At 74.0% G+C, this 21,041-nt stretch carries 23 protein-coding genes, 2 tRNA genes and 1 riboswitch; of the genes, 13 read left to right on the top strand and 12 right to left on the bottom strand.

Going from position 1 to position 21,041, the window contains the following annotated elements; all coding sequences use genetic code 11:
• Positions 1 to 89 precede the first annotated feature (89 nt).
• Genes NP048_RS11040 through NP048_RS11030 form a run of 3 tightly spaced genes read left to right on the top strand, consistent with a single transcriptional unit; the run spans position 90 to position 3,967 of the window.
• Positions 90 to 1,733: an ABC transporter permease subunit gene (locus NP048_RS11040; RefSeq protein WP_227575657.1), complete on the top strand. Its 1,644-nt coding sequence runs from the start codon at positions 90 to 92 to the stop codon at positions 1,731 to 1,733.
• A 1-nt stretch (position 1,734) separates the two neighbouring features.
• Positions 1,735 to 2,643, top strand: coding sequence for a sugar ABC transporter permease (locus NP048_RS11035; protein WP_372456775.1), 909 nt, complete (start codon positions 1,735 to 1,737; stop codon positions 2,641 to 2,643).
• A gap of 34 nt (positions 2,644 to 2,677) precedes the next feature.
• Complete coding sequence (locus NP048_RS11030) at positions 2,678 to 3,967, top strand: deoxyguanosinetriphosphate triphosphohydrolase (protein WP_227575656.1); 1,290 nt, start codon at positions 2,678 to 2,680, stop codon at positions 3,965 to 3,967.
• Between the two features lie 21 nt (positions 3,968 to 3,988).
• On the opposite strand, the gene NP048_RS11025 is transcribed toward NP048_RS11030, so the two are convergent.
• On the bottom strand, positions 3,989 to 4,321 hold the full coding sequence (locus NP048_RS11025) for a YciI family protein (RefSeq protein ID WP_255619609.1): 333 nt from the start codon (positions 4,319 to 4,321) through the stop codon (positions 3,989 to 3,991).
• Between the two features lie 157 nt (positions 4,322 to 4,478).
• On the opposite strand from NP048_RS11025, the gene dnaG reads away from it, so the two are divergent.
• Positions 4,479 to 6,437: a DNA primase gene (gene dnaG, locus NP048_RS11020; protein WP_227575654.1), complete on the top strand. Its 1,959-nt coding sequence runs from the start codon at positions 4,479 to 4,481 to the stop codon at positions 6,435 to 6,437.
• A gap of 27 nt (positions 6,438 to 6,464) precedes the next feature.
• Here the strand turns inward: dnaG and NP048_RS11015 are convergent, their stop codons facing one another.
• Entirely contained in the window at positions 6,465 to 7,259 is a 795-nt protein-coding gene (locus NP048_RS11015; protein ID WP_227575653.1) for a transglutaminase-like domain-containing protein, read from the bottom strand.
• 452 nt (positions 7,260 to 7,711) lie between these two features.
• Between NP048_RS11015 and NP048_RS11010 the strand changes: the two genes are divergently transcribed.
• Positions 7,712 to 8,008, top strand: a complete 297-nt coding sequence (locus tag NP048_RS11010; protein ID WP_227575652.1) for a hypothetical protein — start codon at positions 7,712 to 7,714, stop codon at positions 8,006 to 8,008.
• Positions 8,005 to 8,583 (top strand): metallophosphoesterase family protein, encoded by a 579-nt coding sequence (locus NP048_RS11005; RefSeq protein ID WP_227575651.1) that lies wholly within the window; start codon positions 8,005 to 8,007, stop codon positions 8,581 to 8,583. The genes NP048_RS11010 and NP048_RS11005 overlap by 4 nt, the downstream gene beginning before the upstream one ends.
• 25 nt (positions 8,584 to 8,608) lie before the next feature.
• Here the strand turns inward: NP048_RS11005 and NP048_RS11000 are convergent.
• The 5 genes from NP048_RS11000 to NP048_RS10980 all read right to left on the bottom strand — a co-directional run bounded on the left by NP048_RS11000 (position 8,609) and on the right by NP048_RS10980 (position 10,901).
• Positions 8,609 to 8,681, bottom strand: a tRNA-Asn gene (locus NP048_RS11000).
• A 79-nt stretch (positions 8,682 to 8,760) separates the two neighbouring features.
• On the bottom strand, positions 8,761 to 9,273 hold the full coding sequence (locus NP048_RS10995) for a hypothetical protein (protein WP_227575650.1): 513 nt from the start codon (positions 9,271 to 9,273) through the stop codon (positions 8,761 to 8,763).
• Between the two features lie 45 nt (positions 9,274 to 9,318).
• A complete protein-coding gene (locus NP048_RS10990; protein ID WP_227575649.1) occupies positions 9,319 to 10,011 on the bottom strand; it encodes a phosphatase PAP2 family protein in 693 nt (230 codons plus the stop codon).
• A 14-nt stretch (positions 10,012 to 10,025) separates the two neighbouring features.
• Positions 10,026 to 10,742, bottom strand: a complete 717-nt coding sequence (locus tag NP048_RS10985) for a phosphatase PAP2 family protein (RefSeq protein WP_227575648.1) — start codon at positions 10,740 to 10,742, stop codon at positions 10,026 to 10,028.
• An 85-nt stretch (positions 10,743 to 10,827) separates the two neighbouring features.
• Positions 10,828 to 10,901, bottom strand: a tRNA-Ile gene (locus NP048_RS10980).
• 136 nt (positions 10,902 to 11,037) lie between these two features.
• On the opposite strand from NP048_RS10980, the gene NP048_RS10975 reads away from it, so the two are divergent.
• From NP048_RS10975 to NP048_RS10945, 7 genes are all read left to right on the top strand, one after another.
• Complete coding sequence (locus NP048_RS10975; protein ID WP_227575647.1) at positions 11,038 to 11,814, top strand: DUF1206 domain-containing protein; 777 nt, start codon at positions 11,038 to 11,040, stop codon at positions 11,812 to 11,814.
• An 80-nt stretch (positions 11,815 to 11,894) separates the two neighbouring features.
• Positions 11,895 to 11,969: riboswitch (cyclic di-GMP riboswitch) on the top strand.
• Positions 11,970 to 11,987: 18 nt separating this feature from the next.
• Positions 11,988 to 12,212 carry a BldC family transcriptional regulator gene (locus tag NP048_RS10970; protein WP_227575646.1) on the top strand — a complete coding sequence of 75 codons (225 nt, stop codon included), beginning with the start codon at positions 11,988 to 11,990 and terminating at the stop codon, positions 12,210 to 12,212.
• 164 nt (positions 12,213 to 12,376) lie between these two features.
• Positions 12,377 to 12,865, top strand: coding sequence for a peptide deformylase (gene def, locus NP048_RS10965; protein WP_227575645.1), 489 nt, complete (start codon positions 12,377 to 12,379; stop codon positions 12,863 to 12,865).
• Between the two features lie 149 nt (positions 12,866 to 13,014).
• Entirely contained in the window at positions 13,015 to 13,515 is a 501-nt protein-coding gene (locus NP048_RS10960) for a DUF3145 domain-containing protein (RefSeq protein ID WP_227575995.1), read from the top strand.
• Positions 13,516 to 13,731: 216 nt separating this feature from the next.
• On the top strand, positions 13,732 to 14,181 hold the full coding sequence (locus NP048_RS10955) for a hypothetical protein (protein WP_227575644.1): 450 nt from the start codon (positions 13,732 to 13,734) through the stop codon (positions 14,179 to 14,181).
• A 51-nt stretch (positions 14,182 to 14,232) separates the two neighbouring features.
• Positions 14,233 to 15,894, top strand: coding sequence for an FAD-dependent oxidoreductase (locus tag NP048_RS10950; protein ID WP_227575643.1), 1,662 nt, complete (start codon positions 14,233 to 14,235; stop codon positions 15,892 to 15,894).
• Positions 15,881 to 16,792, top strand: a complete 912-nt coding sequence (locus NP048_RS10945) for an FAD:protein FMN transferase (RefSeq protein WP_227575642.1) — start codon at positions 15,881 to 15,883, stop codon at positions 16,790 to 16,792. The genes NP048_RS10950 and NP048_RS10945 overlap by 14 nt, the downstream gene beginning before the upstream one ends.
• A gap of 61 nt (positions 16,793 to 16,853) precedes the next feature.
• On the opposite strand, the gene NP048_RS10940 is transcribed toward NP048_RS10945, so the two are convergent.
• The 5 genes from NP048_RS10940 to NP048_RS10920 all read right to left on the bottom strand — a co-directional run bounded on the left by NP048_RS10940 (position 16,854) and on the right by NP048_RS10920 (position 20,974).
• A complete protein-coding gene (locus tag NP048_RS10940; protein WP_227575641.1) occupies positions 16,854 to 17,234 on the bottom strand; it encodes a hypothetical protein in 381 nt (126 codons plus the stop codon).
• 102 nt (positions 17,235 to 17,336) lie between these two features.
• Positions 17,337 to 18,581, bottom strand: coding sequence for a beta-ketoacyl-[acyl-carrier-protein] synthase family protein (locus tag NP048_RS10935; protein WP_227575640.1), 1,245 nt, complete (start codon positions 18,579 to 18,581; stop codon positions 17,337 to 17,339).
• A gap of 86 nt (positions 18,582 to 18,667) precedes the next feature.
• Complete coding sequence (locus tag NP048_RS10930) at positions 18,668 to 18,916, bottom strand: acyl carrier protein (RefSeq protein ID WP_013117379.1); 249 nt, start codon at positions 18,914 to 18,916, stop codon at positions 18,668 to 18,670.
• Between the two features lie 79 nt (positions 18,917 to 18,995).
• Positions 18,996 to 20,000, bottom strand: a complete 1,005-nt coding sequence (locus NP048_RS10925) for a beta-ketoacyl-ACP synthase III (protein WP_227575639.1) — start codon at positions 19,998 to 20,000, stop codon at positions 18,996 to 18,998.
• The gene (locus NP048_RS10920) at positions 19,997 to 20,974 is read right to left on the bottom strand and encodes an ACP S-malonyltransferase (RefSeq protein ID WP_227575638.1); all 978 of its coding nucleotides are present in this window, start codon (positions 20,972 to 20,974) and stop codon (positions 19,997 to 19,999) included. Before NP048_RS10920 ends, NP048_RS10925 begins: the two co-directional genes overlap by 4 nt.
• Positions 20,975 to 21,041 lie beyond the last annotated feature (67 nt).

The following is a 21,041-nucleotide window of genomic DNA, read 5'->3' as shown; positions in this document are numbered from 1 at the left end:
TGCGACCGCAAGCCCCCTCGGCCGTCACGGCGGCCGGCGGGTGACCTTCCCGGCGCACAGGCGCCGACCGACCGCACGGAAGGCGCGCGATGCCCACCCAGCCCACCCTCACCGGCGACGCCACGGACCCCACCGGGAGTGCGGGTGGCACGTCCGGGCCCCCGGGTGTCCGTTCCCGTGAGCGGGACAGGCCCGCACGCGGTCCGGTGCGCCCCGGCGTGTTCGTCAAGATCGCGCTCATGGCGGTGGTCAACGCCCTCGGCGTCTTCGGGGTGCTCGCCGCGTGGCGCGAGGGTCACATGGGGATCCTCGCGGCGATGGTCGCCCTGGTCGTCGTGGCGGACTGGGTGTACTTCTCGCGGCGCACGCTGCCGCTGAAGTACATCCTGCCCGGGCTGGCGTTCCTGCTCGTCTTCCAGGTGTACGTCGTCGCCTACACGGGCTGGGTCGCGTTCACCAACTACGGCGACGGCCACAACTCCACCAAGGAGCAGGCCATCGAGGCGCTGCTGCTGCAGAACGAGCGCCGCGTGGAGGGCTCCGCGACCTACCCGCTGACCGTCGTCGAGCGTGGCGGTGCGCTCGGCTTCGCGATCGTCGAGGACGGCGAGGCGAAGGTCGGGACGGCGGACGACCCGCTGAGCGAGGTGCGTGACGCGACCGTCGACGACGACCGCGTCACCGAGGTCCCCGGCGCCACCGTCCTGAGCCGCCAGGAGATCCTGCGCCGGCAGGCGGAGGTCACGAGCCTGCGGGTGCCCGTGTCGGACGACCCGAACGACGGCTGGGTGCGCACGCAGGACGCCCGCACGGGCTTCCTCGCCACACCCACCCTGCAGTGGGACCCCGAGGCCGACACCATGACGGACGTCACGACGGGCACCGTCTACAAGGCGACGTCCGACGGCTCGTTCCGCAACGACGAGGGCCAGCGTCTGAACGTCGGCTGGCGCGTCATGGTGGGCTTCGACAACTTCCGCACCGCGTTCGGGGACGAGCGGTACGCGCAGCCCTTCGTCAAGATCCTCGTGTGGACCTTCGCGTTCGCGATCCTGTCGGTGGTCACGACGTTCCTGCTCGGCCTGTTCCTCGCCATCACCTTCAACGACACGCGCGTGCGGGGGCGCAGGGTCTACCGGACGCTCCTGATCTTCCCGTACGCGATCCCCAGCTTCCTCGCGGCGCTGCTGTGGTCCGGCATGCTCAACCGCTCGTACGGGTTCATCAACCAGGTGCTGCTCGGCGGGGCTGCCGTGCCCTGGCTCACGGACCCGTGGCTGGCCAAGCTGTCCGTGCTCGGGGTGAACCTGTGGCTGGGCTTCCCGTACATGTTCCTCATCTGCACCGGCGCCCTGCAGTCGCTTCCCGGCGACGTGCTCGAGGCGGCGAAGGTGGACGGTGCCGGCGCGTGGCGCACCTGGCGCTCGGTGACGCTGCCGCTGCTGCTGGTCGCGACGTCGCCGCTGCTGATCTCGTCGTTCGCCTTCAACTTCAACAACTTCACGCTCATCTACATGCTCACCCGCGGCGGTCCACGCTTCGCCGACGCGTCCGTGCCGCTCGGCCACACCGACATCCTGATCTCGATGGTGTACTCCGTGTCCGGCCTGGACGGGACGGCCGCCAAGAACTACGGACTGGCGAGCGCGTTGTCGATCGTCATCTTCGTCATCGTCGCCACGATCTCGGCGATCACCTTCAAGCGGACCAAGCAGTTCGAGGAGATCAGCTGACATGGTCACCACCGACGTCACCACCTCGTCCAGCACCGCACCGCGCCCCGACGAGAACCGCATGCCCCGGCGGCGGTGGTTCGCCGAGCTCGGCTGGCGCCACCTCGTCGGCGTCGTGGCCATCGCCTACGCGCTGTTCCCGATCGTCTACGTGATCTCGGCGTCGCTGTCCGAGGGCGGCACGCTGACCGGCTCCAACAGGCTGTTCTCCGAGATCAGCACGTCGAACTACGAGGCGCTCGGCGGCACGCTGTTCTGGACGTGGCTGGGCAACTCGCTGCAGATCGCGATCGCGACCGGTGTCGGGACGGTCCTCATGGGGGCCGCCGCGGCGTACGCCTTCTCCCGGTTCCGGTTCACGGGCCGTCGCGTGGGGCTGACCTCCCTGCTCATCATCCAGATGTTCCCGCAGATGCTCGCGTTCGTGGCGGTCTTCCTCCTGCTGATCACGCTCGGCAACGTCGTGCCGGCCCTGGGGCTGAACAGCAAGATCGCGCTCATCGCCGTGTACCTCGGCGGTGCCCTGGGTGTGAACACGTTCCTCATGTACGGGTTCTTCAACACCATCCCGCGCGAGATCGACGAGGCGGCCAAGATCGACGGCGCCACGCACGCCCAGACCTACTGGACCATCATCCTGCGGCTCGTCACGCCGATCCTGGCGGTCGTCGCGCTGCTGTCGTTCATCAGCACGTTCGGCGAGTTCATCATCGCCCGGCTCGTGCTGCAGTCCGAACGGAACTGGACCGTCGCGGTCGGGCTGTTCGGCTGGGTGTCGGCGCTGCTCGAGGCGAACTGGGGGCTCTTCGCCGCCGGGGCCGTCATCTCCGCCTTCCCGGTGCTGCTGCTCTTCCTGTTCCTGCAGAAGTACATCGTCGGCGGGCTCACGGCGGGCGCCGTCAAGGGGTGAGCAGGGGACGGCCGCCCGGCTCTACCCTGGGCACGTGACCGCTCTCGACCACATCGCGCCCGACGTCGACGGGTACGCCGACGCCGACCGCGAACGCTGGGTCGCCGAGGGGGAGAAGTCCCGGGAGCGCACGCCGTTCGAGCGGGACCGCGCGCGCATCGTGCACTCCTCGGCGCTGCGCCGCCTCGGCGCGAAGACGCAGGTGCTCGGGCCGTCCTCGGACGACTTCGTGCGCACGCGGCTGACCCACACGCTCGAGGTGGCGCAGGTCGGGCGTGAGCTCGGCAAGGCGCTCGGCTGCGACCCCGACGTCGTCGACACGGCCTGCCTCGCGCACGACCTGGGCCACCCGCCCTTCGGGCACAACGGCGAGCGCGCGCTGGCCGAGCTGGCGCGGGGGATCGGCGGGTTCGAGGGGAACGCGCAGACGCTGCGTCTGCTGACGCGCCTCGACCCGAAGGTCGTCGCCCCGGACGGACGCTCGGTGGGCCTGAACCTCACCCGCGCGAGCCTGGACGCGTCCGTGAAGTACCCGTGGCGGTACGGGCAGGGCCCCATCAGCCCCGCGAGCGGGCGCCCGACCCACAAGTTCGGCGTCTACGAGGACGACCTGCCGGTGTTCACGTGGCTGCGCGCGGACGCGCCGGACGGTCGCAAGTGCCTGGAGGCGCAGGTCATGGACCTCGCCGACGACATCTCGTACTCGGTGCACGACGTGGAGGACGCCGTCGTGGGAGGGCGCCTCGACCTGGGCGTGCTGACCCGGCCCGACGAGCGCGCCCGTGTCGTCGAGGCCGTCGACACCTGGTACGGCGCGCAGGTCACCGCGGACGAGCTCGCCGCGGCGATGGACCGGCTCGTCGCCGCCCGGCTGTGGGAGGCGGGCTTCGACGGCTCGCGCCGTGCGCTCGCGGTGCTCAAGGACGCGACCAGCCAGCTCATCGGGCGCTTCGCGAAGGCCGCGCAGCAGGCGACGCGCGCACGCTACGGCGACGGGCCGCTGACCCGGTATGCCGCCGAGCTCGTCGTGCCGCACGAGACGCTCGCGGAGATCCTCGTGCTCAAGGGGCTCGCGGTCGCGTACGTCATGGCACCGCGCGAGCTGGAGCCGCTCTACCAGCGTCAGCGCCAGGTCCTCACCGACCTCGTCGAGCTGATGGCCGACCGCGGTGCCGACGTCCTGGAGCCCCCGTTCGCGGTGGACTGGCACGCGGCCGACGACGACGCCCAGCGGCTGCGCGTCGTCGTCGACCAGGTGGCCTCGCTCACCGACGTGTCCGCGGTGGAGATGCACGACCGGCTCGTGGGGCCGTCGCGCGGCTGACCTCCCGACGCGGGTGCGGGCTCAGTCGCCCGCGTCCAGCGGCCAGACGGGCCGCACCTCGACCCGGCCGACGCGCGCCATGGGGTGAGCGGCCGCGATCGCGACCGCCTCGTCGAGGTCCGCCGCCTCGATGACGTCGTACCCGGCGATCTGCTCCCGGGTCTCCGCGAACGGGCCGTCCGTCAGCACGACCTTGTCGCCGCGCCGCCGGACGGTCGTCGCCGCCTCGACGGGGCGCAGGCGGTCACCGTGCTTCCACGCGCCCCGTGCGTCCAGGTCGGCGCCCCACTGCTCGATCGTGAGGTCCCCGGGTGCGGCGTCCTCGCCGTCAGGGTCGGTGCAGATGAAGAGCATGTACTCCACGTCGTCCTCCTCGTGCCTCGCGGGGGTGGTCCACCCGTCACCCGCATGACGCGCGGCCCGCAGGACATTCGACAGCACGGAGGCCCGCGGCGCCTGCACGGCGCAGCGCGCGTCCCGGGGGCCGGTCCGGACGCCTAGACTCTGGGCCGTGGCCGGACGGATTCTGCGGGAGGACGTGGAGGCCGTCCGCGAGCGCGTCCGGATCGAGGAGGTCGTCGGCGCCCACGTCGCGCTGCGGCCTGCGGGCGTCGGCTCGCTCAAGGGCCTGTGCCCCTTCCACGACGAGCGCTCACCGTCGTTCCACGTGCGCCCCCAGGTGGGGCGCTACCACTGCTTCGGGTGCGGCGAGGGCGGCGACGTCATCGCGTTCGTGCAGCAGGTCGACGGTCTGGGCTTCACGGACGCCGTCGAGTACCTCGCGTCGCGCGCCGGCATGCAGCTGCGGTACGAGGAGGGCGGGGGGCCGTCGCGGCCCGGTGAGGAGCCCGGTCGGCGGCGCCGGCTGCTGGACGCCCACCGCATCAGCGAGGAGTTCTTCCGCGAGCAGCTCGTGACCCCGCAGGCCGCCGTGGCCCGGGCGTTCCTCGCGGAGCGCGGCTTCGACAGGTCGGCCGCCGACGACTTCGGCGTCGGGTTCGCCCCGCAGGGCTGGGACGGCCTGCTGCGGCACCTGCGGGGCCGCGGCTTCACCGAGGCCGAGCTGACGGCCTCGGGGCTCGTCAGCCAGGGCCAGCGCGGTATCTACGACCGGTTCCGCGGGCGACTGGTGTGGCCGATCCGCGAGGTGACCGGGGAGACCGTCGGGTTCGGTGCGCGCCGGCTCCTCGACGACGACAACGGCCCGAAGTACCTCAACACTCCCGAGACGCCGCTGTACCGCAAGTCGCACGTGCTCTACGGGATCGACCTGGCCAAGCGGGAGATCGCCCGCGAGAAGCAGGTGGTCGTGGTCGAGGGCTACACCGACGTCATGGCGATGCACCTGTCGGGCGTGCGGACGGCGGTGGCCACCTGCGGGACGGCGTTCGGCCCGGAGCACGCGCGCATCGTGCGTCGGCTCGTCGGGGACTCCGGGGGAGCAGGGGGCGTGCAGCTGGCGGGCGGGTCGTCGGTGGGCGGCGCGATCGTCTTCACGTTCGACGGCGACGCGGCGGGCCAGAAGGCGGCGCTGCGCGCGTTCGGCGAGGACCAGGCGTTCAACGCCCAGACGTTCGTCGCCGTGGAGCCCTCGGGCATGGACCCGTGCGAGCTGCGGCAGGCCCGGGGCCCGGACGCTGTGGCGGCACTCGTGGCGTCAAGGCAGCCGCTCTTCGAGTTCGTCATCCGCTCGACGCTCGCGGCGCACGACCTGACGACGGCCGAAGGTCGTGTGAGCGCGCTGCGTGCCACGGCGCCCGTGGTCGCGAGCATCCGCGACTCGGCGCTGCGACCGGAGTACGAGCGGCTGCTGGCGGGCTGGCTCGGCATGGACGACGTCTCCGGGGTGCGTCGCGCGGTCGCCGACGCCGCCCGGCGAGGCACACGTCCGCCGTCCCGCCCCGGCGACCGTGACGGTGCCCGGCGTCCGGGGGCGCCGTCACCGGACACGTCCGGGGCGGTGCCCGTGGTCCGCATGGCCGCACCCGACCGCCGGGACCCCGTGGCGCAGGTGGAGCGCACGGCACTGGAGGTGGTGCTGCAGCACCCGACCCTCGTCCCGCCGGAGTTCGACGCGCTCGCCCCGGACGCCTGCACGGCGCCCGCGTACCGCGCGGCGCACGAGGCCGTGCGCGCCGCCGGCGGCGTCGCGACGGCCGTCGAGGTCGTGGCCCGCGGCGGTGAGTCCGCCTGGGTCGGGACGGTGATCGACGCGGCGGCGGAGCCGGTCCGGGCGCTGCTCACCGAGCTGTCGGTCGCACCACTGCCCGAGGACCGTCCGGACTCGCTGTCGGGGTACGTGCGCGGCGTGGTCATGCGCCTGGTCGACGTGGGGCTCACCCGCCGCGTGGCGGACGTCCGCGGACGCCTGCAGCGGCTCGGCGCCGACCCGGACGCCGACGAGCAGCGCGCACTGCTGGGCGAGCTCCTGGAGCTCGAGGCGCAGCGCCGCACGCTCCGGCCCGCGTGACGCGCGCCCGGCGGCGGGCGCGCGTCCTCAGCGCAGGGGGACGAGCCCGGTGCCGTCGTCCGTCACCCGCGTGTCGCTCACGGCCGTGACGGTGAGGGACCGCAGCCGCAGGCTCCCGCCGTAGTAGGACAGGAACGCGGTGTCTGTCGCGTCGCGCCCCGTCGCGATGCGCAGCAGCGACGCCCGCGGTGCGAGCCCCGTCGCGTCGACGACGTGCCAGGCGCCCTCGACGTACGCCTCGGCGACCGCGTGGAAGTCCATCGGCTTGAGGCCGGGCGCGTACGCGGACGCCAGACGCGCGGGCACGTCGCAGGCCCGCAGCAGCGCCACGACGAGGTGCGCGAAGTCCCGGCACACGCCGCGTCGCTTGAGGAGCGTGTCCGTGGCGCCGTCCGTGGGCAGACTCGAGCCGGGCAGGTAGGTGACGTGCCTGCTCACCCACGTCACGACGGCGTCGAGGAGCTCGGCACCCGCCAGGCCGCGGAACTGGTCCCGCGCGAACGCCAGGAGCCGGTCGGAGTCGGCGTACCGGCTGGGGCGGCGGTACTCGACGAGGTCGACGTCCTCGACCGGGGGAGTCGCGGCCTGACCGGTGACGGTCGCCTGGTAGTCCACGACGACGCGTCCGGCCGGCGCGAGGATCCGGTGCATACGTCCGCCGTGCGGCGTCTTGATCTCCATGACGTCGAGCGGGTCGTCGTCGGTGCGCGCGAGCATCAGCTCGGTGCGCTCGAACGGCCCCTCCGCGACGGCCACGGAGAGCAGCAGCTCGAGCGGCGTGTGCACGTCGAGCGAGAGGTGGGCAGCCACGGAGCGCAGCACGGACGACGCATCCTTCCCCGGCCAGGACGGGCCGGACGACGGGTGGTGACAGGGGGACGGCAGAGCGGGGAGCGGACGCGCGCGGTGCGGGGTCGACGGCTCGTCCGGGAGCCGGTCGACAAGGTCGGTCGGCACCCGGAGGCGGGCACGGCGAAGCGGGGGTGAGGCGGTGAGGTGGTCCCGGGGCGAGCGGGATCGAGGCAAGTGTGAGGCCCGTGGGGTCGTTCGTCCAGCCCCCTGGTCGACCGCGGCAGAACTGCAGGTCAGGGGCCTGTCCGGGGTGTGCGTGCGGGTGCTGCGACGCACTGCGCGGACCCGCCTCGTCACCGTGCCGGATGCGCCGCTCGGTCACCCGCTGCGGTCGCGTGGTGGTGTCCGGGCGCGCGTGCCACGCTGGGACCCGCGACCGCGCCCGTCTCGCGCGGTGACCAGCGGTGAGGGGAGGGCGAGACGTGCCGCGACGTCTCTCGAGCGCCCAGGTCGCGGCGTCGAGCACCTGGACCGACCCCGACGGCGTGCGTCGGCCCGCGGGTGACGTGCACGCGTGGGTCCAGGGCAAGAACCAGACGGTCTGCGGCCTCGCGCTGAGCAGGTCGTCGCTCGCACGCTTCCCGCACGTGCAGTGGCGCGAGGCGCTGCCGGAGTCCGGGCCGCACGCCGATGCCGTGCAGCACGTGTGCACCCGGTGCCGTGCCGCGCTGGCGCCGCGGGGGACCGTGGTCGACCGGCGCGCGTTCCGTCGCCCGTGACCCGCGCCGCCGACGAGCCCGCGGTGCGCGTCCTCGCCGTGGCCGACACCCACGTGCCGGCGCGCGCGCGTGACCTGCCCCCGGTCCTGTGGGACGCCGTCGCCGACGCCGACCTCGTCGTGCACGCGGGGGACTGGGTGGCGACCGAGCTGCTCGACCGGTTCGAGCGACGCGCGACCCGGCTGCTCGCGTGCCACGGCAACAACGACCCGCCCGCCCTGGCTGCCCGCGTACCCGAGGTGGCGCGCGCGGTGGTGGCCGGCGTGCGCGTCGGTGTCGTCCACGAGACCGGCGCCGCGACGGGTCGCGAGCGGCGGTGCGACGAGCGGTTCGGTGACCTGGACCTGCTCGTCTTCGGGCACAGCCACATCCCGTGGGACTCGGTGACGCCGGCGGGGTTGCGCCTGCTGAACCCCGGCTCGCCGACCGACCGCCGCCGGCAGCCCGCCTGCACGTACCTGACGTTCACGCTGCGGGCCGGCAGCGTGGCGGACGTCGAGCTGCACAGGCTGCCGCCACGCGCGGCCGGGCACGCCTCAGGCCGGGGCAGCACGAAGGCCCCCGACCCGCGGTGACGCGGGCGGAGGCCTCCTGGTGATGCTCCCCCGACTGGACTCGAACCAGTAACCCTTCGATTAACAGTCGAATGCTCTGCCAATTGAGCTACGGGGGATCGTGCGGGGAAAACCCTAGCAGGCTCGCGGGGGTGCCGGACCACTCGGCCGCGTGGAGCACGCCCGCATGGGCCGGGCTCAGGGCGCCAGACCGGCCTCGGCGCGCACGTGCGCCTCCGCTTCGGCAACGCGCCGCGCGACGGCCGGGTCGGTGAGGTCGACCGTGCCGTCGCCGATCACCTGGGTGAACAGGTCTCCGTCCTCGTCGCGTCGCAGCGCGACGCGCACCGTGGCACGCCCGCCGGGCAGCGCCACGTGCTCGACGTGGACGACGGACTGCTGCACGCGCTCGCGGAACGACTGCACGAGGTCCCACGCGTCCTCGTCGGTCTCGAGGACCAGCTCGGTGCGTGCGCCGCTGACCCAGTGCACCGTGAGCGTGCGGGTCTGCGCGTCGAGCGAGCCGCGGTCCACGTCCGCCCACGGTGTCCGGACCGCGCCGTCGTCCCCGGCGAGGTGCAGCGCGCGGCGGGTCGTCACGACCCAGCGGCCGTCTGCGAGGGGAGCGGACGCGAGGACCGCGTCGGCCCGCAGGTCGAGCGCGCGTCGCAGGGGGTCGGGAAGCCGGCGCCGCCGGGAGAACAGGGCCACGTCACCACCGTAGCCGTGCCGGAGACGCGGCCGTGCCGCGAGGGATCACCGGGCGTGCGGGTCCCGGCGCAGGTAGTTCCACGCGAGGACGGCGCACGTCGCACCGTTGAGAAATCCCACGAGGACGTCCGTCAGGGAGTGCATGCCCCGGTACGTGCGAGCGAAGCCCACGGCCACGGGCACCAGGACGCACAGCGCCGTCACGCCCCAGCGCGCCACGGGGTTCGTGATGCGCTGCGCCATGAACGCCAGCGAGAGGTAGAAGGCCGTCGCGGCGCCCGTGTGACCGCTGGGGAAGCTCGACGTGGGCGGTGCGTGGTCGAGGTGCTCGACCTCCGGGCGCTCCCGACCCACGACCAGGGCAGAGGTCAGGAAGATCGCCGCCTGCACCGCGACGGCCAGCCCGGGCACGATCGCGTACCACCACTGCCGCGTGCGCCACCACACCAGGGCGATGGCCAGCACGCACGCCCCGATGAGGAACTCGGTCTGCCCGATCGCGGACAGCACCGTGGTCACCGCGTCGAGGGTCGGTGTGCGCTGCGCGACGAACCAGGTGTTGACGGCGGCCTCGCTCGGCAGGTTGCCCAGCGGGCCGGTGATGAGCAGCCCGATGCCCACGACCACGCACCACAGCGCGACGGCGGGCAGCAGGAGGCGACGCGCCACGTCGCGGCGGACCTGCCTGCCGGACGGTGCGCGGGTGTCGGTCTCGTAGCGGTGCCAGAAGTCGTGCACGCGTCCTCCGCGGGTCAGGGGGTCGGTCGTCCCGCCGGGGGCGGGTCGGGGCAGTGGCCGGTGTCGTCGAGGTCGTCGGGGACGGAGCGCCGCCAGCCGACGTACGAGGCGCCGACGATCGCCAGGCCGAGCAGGGTGCCCGCGACCACGTCGGACGGGTGGTGCACGCCCAGCAGGACGCGGTTCGCCGCCGTCAGGACCACGAGCGTCGCCGCCGTTACCGGCGCCACCACCCGGCCCGTGCGCCCGAGCAGCGGCCACACCAGCACGGTGAGCGCGACGGCCACGATGGTGGTGTTGGCGGCGTGTCCGGACGGGAAGCTGGAGCCCGGGGCGTGCGCGACCGCGTCCTCGACGACCGGGCGCGCGCGCTGCACGAGGCCCTTGGCGGCCGCCTGGAGGACCCAGCCCACCCCGATCGTCACCGCGCACCACACGGCGCGGTCCCGCAGCCCGTGCCGCCGCCACGCCCAGACGCACACCGCCGGCACGACGAGGAGGTTCACCCAGCGGGCGGTGAACACCTCCTGCCACACGACGAGTGCCGCGCGCAGCCCGTCCGAGGTGCGCGTCAGGTCGGTCGCGGCGAGGACGGTGGACTCGTCGAACCGCACCACGGCACCCGACTCGCCCCGCACGACCACGGCGAGCACGACGACGGGCACGGTGACGGCCGCCCCGAGCGCGGCGGCCCGCAGCAGGGCCTGGCGGCGCGCTGGTTCGACGAGCATGGCGTGACAGTAGGGGTCGGCCGTGGGGCTCGCACGCCGGACCAGCCGCGATACCGGCCCGGACGGTCGGACCGGGCCGGCGGGGTGGGCCAGGTGGGGCTTGAACCCACGACCGACGGATTATGAGTCCGCTGCTCTGACCGACTGAGCTACTGGCCCCTGATCTCGTGCAGGTTACCGGCACGTCGGACGCCCCCGTCGCGTCTCCGGATGCCGAACGACCCGACCGCTGCCACCATCGCTGCGGGCACCGACGGTCGTCGGGCAGTGGGGGAGCCCGCGTCGAGGAGGTGTCATGGCCACGGTCGGCACGAGGTCCACCCAGGGTGCATGGGAGCTGGGCGCACGAGCGGGTTACGCCGCCAGCGGGCTGCTGCACGTGCTGATCGGCGTGCTCGCGGCGCAGCTCGCCCTCGGGTCGTCCGGCGGGAGCGCGGACGAGCAGGGGGCGTTCGCGACCATCGCCGACTCGCCCTTCGGTGCGGTGGTGCTCTGGTTCAGCGTCGTGGCGTTCGTCGCGCTCGCGGCGTGGCAGGCGGCGGCCGCGCTCAGCGGTGCTGCGGGCGAGACACCGGACCGGGTCAAGGCGGGGGCCAAGGCCGTCGTCTACCTGGCGCTCGCCGTGACGGCCTACTCGGTGGTGCAGGGCGCGTCGAGCGGCGGCCAGACGGAGAGCCTCACGGCCCGGCTCATGCAGTCCACGGGTGGGCGGCTGCTCGTGGGTGCGGTGGGCGTCGGGGTCGTCGTCGTCGGCGTCTACCACGTCTACAAGGGCCTGACGAAGAAGTTCCTCGAGGACCTGCACCGGCTTCCGGCCGGGACGGCAGGGAGGGCTGCGCGGAACGCGGGCATCGTGGGGTACGCCGCGAAGGGCGTCGCCCTGGTGATCGTCGGCGTGCTGTTCGTGGTCGCCGCCGCGACGGCGAACCCGCAGGAGGCGAGCGGGCTGGACGGCGCGCTGCAGGCGCTGCGGGATGCCCCGGCGGGTCCCGTGCTGCTCCTGCTCGTGGCCCTCGGCCTCATGGCTTTCGGGGCCTACTGCGGCGTTCGGGCCAGGTTCGGCAGGCTGTGACTTTTCACCCGCTACGGACAGATCTGACACGGCGGCGGTTCTTGCACACTTGTCCAGGTTGGTGCATAGTCGGGGATGTCAGCGACAAACGGCAAACCCGCCGCAAGGTGGGGACGCAAAGCCACGGGGCCTTCTGGGTCAGCCGAGCTACCGAACGACAAGGAGTACCAGCCATGGCTGTTCACACCCCGCTCAACGAGTCGCCCCTCACGCAGGGGGCGCTGCTCACCCCGGGTGAGGTCGCGGTCCTGTTCCGCGTCGACCCCAAGACGGTGACGCGTTGGGCGCAGGCGGGCAAGCTCTCCGCGGTCCGCACCCTGGGCGGGCACCGCCGGTTCCACGAGGCTGAGGTCCGTCAGCTCCTCACCGGCGTCCCGCAGCAGCGCGCGGCGGAGTGATCTCGGCGCCGTCAACGACGACGCATCCACGACGCCGACGCCGGTGGTGACCTGTTCACCACCGGCGTCGTGCTGTCCCCGGTCAGCACCCCGGAGCCCTCGCGCAGTGCGCGCGGTCGACGGGCGCGGCTCGGCTGCGGTGTTCGACATGAAAGGATCAGGGCATGGCTCTGCGTGAGATCCGCATCGTCGGCGACCCTGTCCTGCGCACCCCCTGCGACCCCATCACCACGATCGACGACCGTGTCCGCTCGCTCGTCGAGGACCTCCTCGAGACCGTGGACATGGACGGGCGTGCCGGCCTCGCCGCGAACCAGATCGGCGTCGGCCTGCGCGCGTTCTCGTGGAACATCGACGACGAGATCGGCTACGTGCTGAACCCGGTGATCGTCGAGCTGTCGGAGGACGAGTACCAGGACGGCGACGAGGGTTGCCTCTCGGTCCCCGGCCTCTGGTTCCCGACGCACCGCGCCTGGTACGCCCGGGTGGTCGGGACGGACCTGGACGGCCGCGAGGTCGTGGTCGAGGGCACGGAGCTCATGGCACGGTGCCTGCAGCACGAGGTCGACCACCTCGACGGGATGCTGTACCTCGACAGGCTCGAGCGCTCGGTGCGCAAGAAGGCCATGCGGGCGATCCGCGAGCAGCTGTAGCGCCACGCCGCGAGTCCGCTGGACCTGTGCCGGCGGATGAGGCATCCTGTGCCCTGCACGCCGCGTGCGCTGCATCTGTGCTGGTGACGTTCCTGTCAGGGGCGAGGTCGTTGGGGAAGGCGACCCTCGAGCCCTTCCGGGAGGACGACATGGCCGGTGCTATCACCCGCGGTGTACTTTTCGTGCACTCCGCGCCGCGTGCGCTGTGCCCCCACGTCGAGTGGGCGGCCGGCAACGCGCTGGGCGCGCGCGTCAGCCTGGACTGGACGCCCCAGCCCGCCGGCCCGACGTTCTACCGTGCCGAGCTCTCCTGGCAGGCGGCCCCGGGGACGGGGGCGCGGCTCGCGTCGGCGCTGCGTGGCTGGGCACACCTGCGGTACGAGGTGACCGAGGAGCCCAGCGCAGGCGTCGACGGGTCACGGTGGAGCCACACGCCCGAGCTGGGCATCTTTCACGCCGCGACGGACGTGCACGGCAACGTCGTCATCCCGGAGGACCGCATCCGTGCGGCCCTCGAGCACGCGGCCGACCCCGACCGGCTGCGCTCGGAGCTGGACCTGGCGCTCGGCCAGGCGTGGGACGACGAGCTCGAGCCGTTCCGGTACGCGGGTGCGGGGGCCCCCGTGCGCTGGCTGCACCGCGTCGGCTGACGTCCTCCTCGTCGGGGCGGCCGGTCCACCGTTCGGGTGGACGGGTCGCCCCGACGGCATTGTGAAACCTTTCGCACGCCCGGTGCGGATACGGCGTGCGCGGGGTGCTCGGCTAGCGTCCCTCCCACGCACCGCGGGTCTGCCGGGTGCGGCGACAGCCATCCGGGGGGCGACGGACCGCGAGCGCGGCCCGTCCGTCTCACACGGAGGACGCCGATGCCAGCACGACGTCGGCTGCTGCTGCCCGGGGCCTTGCGGGCCACTGCCGGTCTGGGTGCAGGGCTCGCCCTGACCGGTTGTGTCGTCTCGACACCGGCCGACGCGAGCCCCATCACGCGGCACGACGGGGACGACACCCGCGCGCTGCCCACGGCGGACGGCACGTACAGCGGGAGCGGCAGCTACGAGACGCCCGGCGGTCCGCAGCAGATCGACGTGACCGTCGTCCTGGCGGACGGCGTCGTCACGGGCGTACGAGTCGATCCCGCGGCGACGAACACGACGTCCCGGCGGTTCCAGGAGCGGTTCGCGTCCGCGGTGGTGGAGTCCGTGGTGGGTCGTCCGCTGGACGAGGTCGCCGTGGACCGGCTCGCGGGATCGTCCTCCACAGGTGCCGGCTTCATGGCGGCGCTCGACCAGGTGGTGCGCGATGCCGCCGACGCGTGAGAGGTCCGGTGCGCCGGAGGGGCGCGCACCGGACTCGACGGTGGAGCACTGATGGGCCGGTTCGACGGCCTCGCGGGCGGGGTCGGCGCGTACCGGACCGCGACGCTCGCGCTGCTGGCGGTGCACGCGGCGGCAGGGGTGCTCGGTCACCTCGACGTGCTCGAGCTGGACCCCGTGGCGCTCGCGGCGACCGTGGGCGCGGCGTCGGTCGGCACGCTGCTGACGAGCCTGGTGGGTGCGCTCGTCAGCGGCGTGCGCGCGCACGTCGAGTCGTCCCTGATCACCGGGCTGCTCCTGGCCCTGCTGCTCTGGCCCGCGCTCACGGTCGAGTCCCTCGTGGGCGCCGGCCTCGTCGGGGCCGCCGCCGGCCTCTCGAAGGTCCTCGTGCGGTGGCGTGGCCGCCACCTGCTCAACCCGGCCGCAGCCGGCGCGCTGGTCGCGGGCCTCGCCCTCGCGCCCGTGCTCGGCACCGCGGCCCCCGTCTGGTGGGTCGCGACGCCCGTGCTCGCGCCGGTCGTCCTCGTGGCCGGCCTGGCCGTGCTGCGGCGGACGGGCACGGGCGCGGTGGCCGCCGCGTACGGGTCGGCGTACCTGGCCGTGACCGTGCCCCGGCTCGTGCTGTCCGGGCAGGAGCCGCTCGACGCGCTCGCGTCGGTGGTCGGCTCGCACCCCGTGCTCGTCGTCGCCGCGTTCATGGTCGTCGAGCCGCTCACGCAGGCCCCGCGGCGACGCGCGCGGCTCGCTGTCGCCGTGCTCGCGGGCGTGCTCGCCGGTGTCCCGTTCGCCGCCGGGCCGCTCTCGACGTCACCCGAGCTCGCGATCGTCGCCGCCAACCTGGTGACTGCCCTCGTCGCGGCGCCGCGTGCGCTGCGGCTCGTGGTCGTGGGTCACGGCTCACCCGGTCCCGGCACCCACGAGGTGCTGCTGCGCCCGTCGCGGGCACTGCGCTGGCAACCCGGGCAGTGGGCCGAGATCGACGTGCTGCGGATGCGACCGGACGGGCGTGGACGGCGACGCGTGTTCTCCCTGGTCCCCGGCGGTCGGGACGCGGTCGCCGTCGCGTTCGCCGTGCGGGAGCGCCCCTCGGCCTTCAAGCGTGCCCTCATGGCCGCGCCCGTCGGCTCCACGGTGCGGGCGACCTGTGTCGGCGGCGACTTCCTGCTGCCGGACGACCCGACGCGTCCCGTCCTCATGATCGCCGGCGGCATCGGCGTCACGCCCTTCCTCTCCCAGATCGAGCACGCGGGCCCGCGGGACATGGTTCTCGTCCTCGTGTGCCCCACGGGGATGCCCCCGCCGTACCTCCGGCGTCTGGCACGCACGCGGGCGCGTGTCGTGATCATCTCGCCGGACCCGGTGCCCGCGCTGCCGCCCCGCTGGACGTGGCACCGGGGCACCCGACTCACGGCGTCGGCCCTGCGGTCGGTGATGCCGGACCTGCCACGGCGGGCGGCGTACGTCTCCGGATCGCCGGACCTCGTGCGGCGTGCACGCGCGGTGCTGCGCGAGGTGGGCGTGCGCCGGGTGCGCACCGACACCTTCACGGGCTACGGCCGGCGCCCGGCACACAGGTCACCGGATGGCGCCGCACCCGCCGCGCCGGCGCCGGCCGAGCGCGACCGCGGACGACGGCGCGTGCCCGAGGGCGGGCGGACCCGCGCGGCCGACGCCGGCGCCGAACCCGGCGGGGTCACGGCCGGTGCCTCGCGCTGAGACCAGGTTCGAGGCGATCGGGACCCTCTGGAGCATCGAGACCCCGACGGTGCTCGCCGACGCGATCCTCGACCGGGTCCACGCGGTCGTCGACGCGTACGACCGCGTGTGGTCGCGGTTCCGGGCGGACTCCGTCGTGTCACGGATGGCACGGGAGGGCGGCACGCACGCCCTCCCGGCCCACGCGGCGGAGCTCCTCGACCTGTACGACGTCCTGGAGGAGCGCACGGGCGGCGCCCTGACGCCGCTCGTCGGGCGCAGCCTCGAGCGGCTCGGCTACGACGCGACCTACCACCTGCGCCCCGCCGGCGCCCCGCTGCCCGTGCAGCGCGGCGTCCGCACGCGTGACGTGCTCAGGCGGCAGGTCCGTGACCAGCGGGTGCTCACCGTCACCGCGACGCGACCGGTGCTGCTGGACGTCGGAGCGGCGGGCAAGGGCCAGCTCGTCGACCTGGTCGCAGCGGAGCTGCGGGCGTGCGGCGTGGGGGAGTACGTGGTCGACGCCGGCGGCGACATGCTCCACCGTGGCCCGGACGCGGTACGCGTCGGGCTGCAGGTGCCGGGCGACCCGGGACGCGTCCTGGGCGTCGTCGAGCTGCGTGACGCGGCGCTGTGCGCGTCCGCGGTCGACCGGCGCTCGTGGGGCGACGGCCTGCACCACGTCCTCGACGCCCGCACCGGTGTGCCCGCCCACGGGGTCGTCGCCACGTGGGTCCTCGGCGAGCGGGCCATGGTCGCGGACGGGCTCGCGACCGCACTCTTCCTGGCTGATCCCGACGTCCTGCAGGGGGTGGCCGAGCACACGTACGTGCAGCTGCGTGCCGACGCCCGCGCGCGGGTCGCGATCGCGCTGCCGGGAGAGGTGTTCGGGGAGGTGTCGGTCCTCCGGCCCGCGTGAGGAGTGCAGGGGTCCGTGGGGGCCGCTGACGCGCCGATGCCGCCGGCGTGGTCGTCGCGGGCTACGAGCCGCGCAGCAGCGTGTGTAGCCCGTTGACGAGCGCCACGGTCGCGGACGCGCCGTAGGCGGCCGAGCCGAGGAAGTACCCCGTCGACTTCCAGACGGAGCTGGACCTGTGCTCGCCGACACCGCGGCACACCAGGCCGCCGGCACCCAGCAGGACGACGAAGACCACGCCCGCGGCCAGCTCGACGTCGTCGCGTCCGACCCGCGAGATCGCGAAGGGCACGGCCACCACGAGCAGGATCAGAACCCCCAGCAGGACGGCGACCGCCCTGATGCGGTGCACCGTGCGCACCTCCGGCCCACCGATCATGGCCTGGTCGAAGAGGCGCACCAGACCGGGGCGCCGCGCGCGGTCGTCCTGCCCGGAGGTGCTCACGCTCCCGACGCTAGCGCGCCGAGCCGGTGGGCGTCGGGTCGAGGGGCGGCGGTGGCCGCCGCAATGCGGCGACACCGCTGCGTGGCGACCCGACGGATCCCGTCAGGCGGAGGTCACCACGAGTGCGACGTTGTGCCCGCCGAACCCGAAGGAGTTGTTGACCGCGGCGACGGGGCCCGCGCGCAGCGCACGGGGCTCGTCGCGCACCAGGTCGAGGACCAGCTCGGGGTCGGGGTTGGCGACGTTGATCGTGGGTGGCGCCGTGCGCTCGTGCAGCGCGAGGACGGTGAAGATCGTCTCCAGCGCACCCGCCCCGCCGAGCAGGTGTCCCGTCATGGACTTGGTCGCCGAGAGCACGGCGTGGTCGGCGTCGTCACCCAGGACCGCCCGGATCGACCGCGCCTCGATGAGGTCACCGACCACGGTGGAGGTCGCGTGCGCGTTCACGTGCACGACGTCGGTCGTCGCGACGCCGGCGTCGGCGATCGCGGCACGCATCGCCCGGATCTGGCCGTCGCCCGACGGCTCGGGGGACGTGATGTGGTAGCCGTCGGCGGACAGACCCAGACCGGCGATGCGGCCGTACACGCGGGCCCCACGGGCGGCCGCGTGCGCGGCGGACTCCAGGACCACGACGCCCGCGCCCTCTCCGATCACGAACCCGTCGCGGTCGACGTCGTACGGCCGGGACGCGCCGGCGGGGTCGTCGTTGCGCGTCGACAGCGTGCGGGACGCCGCGAACGCGGCGATCGGCATCGGGTGGATCGTGGCCTCGGTCCCGCCGGCGACGACGACGTCGGCGCGCCCGTTGCGGATCATCTCGACGCCGTAGGCGATGGCCTCGGCACCGGACGCGCACGCCGAGACGAGGGCGTGGGCACCGGCCCGTGCGCCCAGCTCGAGCGAGACGTAGGCGACGGGGGAGTTCGGCATGAGCATCGGCACGGTCATGGGCAGCACGCGCCGGCCGCCCTTCTCACGCAGCGTGTCCCAGCCGTCGAGGGTCGTCCAGATACCGCCGATGCCGGACGAGACCACGGCGCCCAGCCGGTCGCCGTCCACCTCGGGGGAGCCCGCGTCGGCCCACGCCTCGCGCGTCGCGATGATCGCGTACTGCGCCGAGGGGTCCATGCGCTTGAGCTCGGGACGGGGGAGCACCTGGTCGGCGGGGACCTTGAGCGTCGCACCGAAGTTGACGGCGATGTCGTACCGCTCGGCCCAGTCGTTGTCGAACGGGCGTGCGCCGGACTCGCCGGCGAGCGCGGCCTGCCAGGTGCTGGGGACGTCACCGCCGAGCGGCGTGGTGGCGCCCAGGCCGGTGACGACGACCTCGGGGACGGTGCTCATGGGTCTCTCCTCGGTTCAGGCGGGCGGTGCGCACGGCCGTGGGGCCGGCGCACCGCCCGGGTGCACACGGGGTGCAGCGCGCAGGCTCAGGCCTGGGCGCCGGCGATGAAGCTCACGGCGTCGCCGACGGTGGCGAGGTTCTTGACCTCGTCGTCGGGGATGCGGACGTCGAACTTCTCCTCCGCGAGCGTGACGATCGTCATCATCGACAGCGAGTCGATGTCGAGGTCGTCGGTGAAGGACTTCTCGGGCAGGACGGAGTCGGTCGGAAGACCGGTCTCCTCGCTGACGATCTCGGCCAGGCCGGCCAGGATCTCCTGCTCGCTGTGGGCCATCGGGTGTCTCCTCGTGTCGGGTGGTGCAGGGACGTGCTGAACGGTACAGGCGCACGTTGCGCCGACCGCCGGGGGTGGGTCAGGGCAGGGCGACGACCTGGGCGGCGTAGACCAGGCCCGCGCCGAAACCGATCTGGAGCGCCAGTGCGCCGGGGCCGACCTGGCCCTCGCGTCGCAGCCGCTCGGCGGCCAGGGGGATCGACGCGGCGGACGTGTTGCCGGTCTCGGCGATGTCACGGCCGACGACGACCGAGGCGGGCAGCTTCAGCTGCTTGATCATCTGGTCGATGATCCGCATGTTCGCCTGGTGCGGGATGAAGGCCTCGATGTCGTCGGGCGTGACCCCCGCGGCGTCCATGGCCTTCTGCGCGACGGGCGCCATCTGCCACACGGCCCACTTGAAGACCGACTGGCCCTCCTGGCGCAGCGTGGGCCAGCCCGCGCCCTCGTCCCGCGTCGCGAGCCACGAGTGGGTCTGGCGGATCGCCTGGGCCTGCGCGCCGTCGGACCCCCACACCGTCGGTCCGATGCCGGGCGTGTCGGACGGGCCGATGACGACCGCACCGGCGCCATCGCCGAGGAGGAACGAGATGGACCGGTCCGTCGGGTCGACGAACTCGCTCATCTTCTCCGCGCCGATCACCAGGACGTGACGAGCCGTGCCGGCCCGGACCAGGGCGTCCGCCTGCCCGATGCCGTAGCAGTACCCGGCGCACGCGGCGGAGATGTCGAAGGCCGCGGCCGGCGTGGCGCCGATCCGGTCGGCGAGGATCGCGGCCCCTGCGGGCGTCTGGTGGAAGTACGTCACGGTCGACAGGATGACCGTGTCGATGTCGGCGCCGGTCAGCCCCGCGTCCTCGAGGGCGGCACGCGCGGCGCCCTCCGCCAGGTCCAGCACGTCGGTCCCCTCGGCGGCGCGGCGGCGCGTGACGATGCCGGTGCGCTGGCGGATCCACTCGTCGGACGACTCGATCGGGCCCACCAGGTCGTCGTTGGTCACGACGCGCTCGCCTCGCACGCCCCCGAGGCCGAGGATGCGGGTGTGCGCGGGCCCCGTGGCCTGCGTGAGGGTCGGTCGGGTCACGACGTGCTCTCCTGGGGTGTGGGGGCGGTACCGGCGTGCCGGCGGACGAGGTCGCGCGCGGCGTCGAGGTCGGCGGGGGACTTCAGGGCGAGGGTCTCGACGCCCGGCAGCGTACGCCGGGCCAGGCCGGTCAGGACACCGCCCGGTGCCACCTCGAGCAGCGCCGTCACGCCCAGGTCGCGGAGCGTGGCCTGGCACAGGTCCCAGCGCACGGGCCGGGCGACCTGCGCGACGATCCGGGCCAGCGCGTCGGCACCATCCTCGACGACCGAGCCGTCGGCGTTGCCGAGGAGCGCGACGACGGGACGACGGGGCGTGACCGCTGCGGCGGCCGCGGCGAGCTCGTCGACGGCCGGCTGCATGTGACGGGTGTGGAACGCGCCCGCGACCTGGAGGGTCACGACGCGGGCACGCGTCGGCGGGTCGGCCGTGAGCGCCGCGAGGGCGTCGAGCGTGCCCGCCGCCACCACCTGGCCGCCACCGTTGACGTTGGCCGCCACGAGGTCGAGCGCCGCCAGCCGGGCCAGCACCTCCTCCGGGTCGCCGCCGAGGACGGCACTCATGCCCGTCGGGGTCGCCGCGGCGGCACGCGCCATGGCCGCGCCGCGCACGGCGACGAGGCGCAGGGCCTCGTCGTCCGTCAGGACACCGGCGGCTGCGGCTGCGGCGAGCTCGCCGACCGAGTGCCCCGCCACGACGTCCAGCGCGCCGGGGACGACGTCGGTGAGGTCGGTGCCGGCGTCGGCGCCCAGGACGGCGCGCAGGCTCGCGAGCGCGGTGGCGACCAGCAGGGGCTGCGCGACGGCGGTGTCCCGGATCGTGTCGGCGTCCGACGTCGTGCCGTGGGCGAGCAGGTCCGTGCCGACGACGTCACCGGCGCGCCGGAGCGCGTCGGCGAAGCCGTCCACCTCGGTCCAGGGGACGAGCATGCCGGGGGACTGGGCACCCTGACCGGGGCAGGCGACGACGAGCACCCGACAACCATGCCGTCCGAGGGGCTCGGCGCCCGGTCACGGCTCGCACCAACCTCACGACCCAGCG

Origin of the sequence: Cellulomonas xiejunii (genome assembly GCF_024508315.1) — a bacterium.
Classification (GTDB): domain Bacteria; phylum Actinomycetota; class Actinomycetes; order Actinomycetales; family Cellulomonadaceae; genus Cellulomonas; species Cellulomonas xiejunii.
This window is presented reverse-complemented; position numbering and strand designations above follow the sequence as displayed.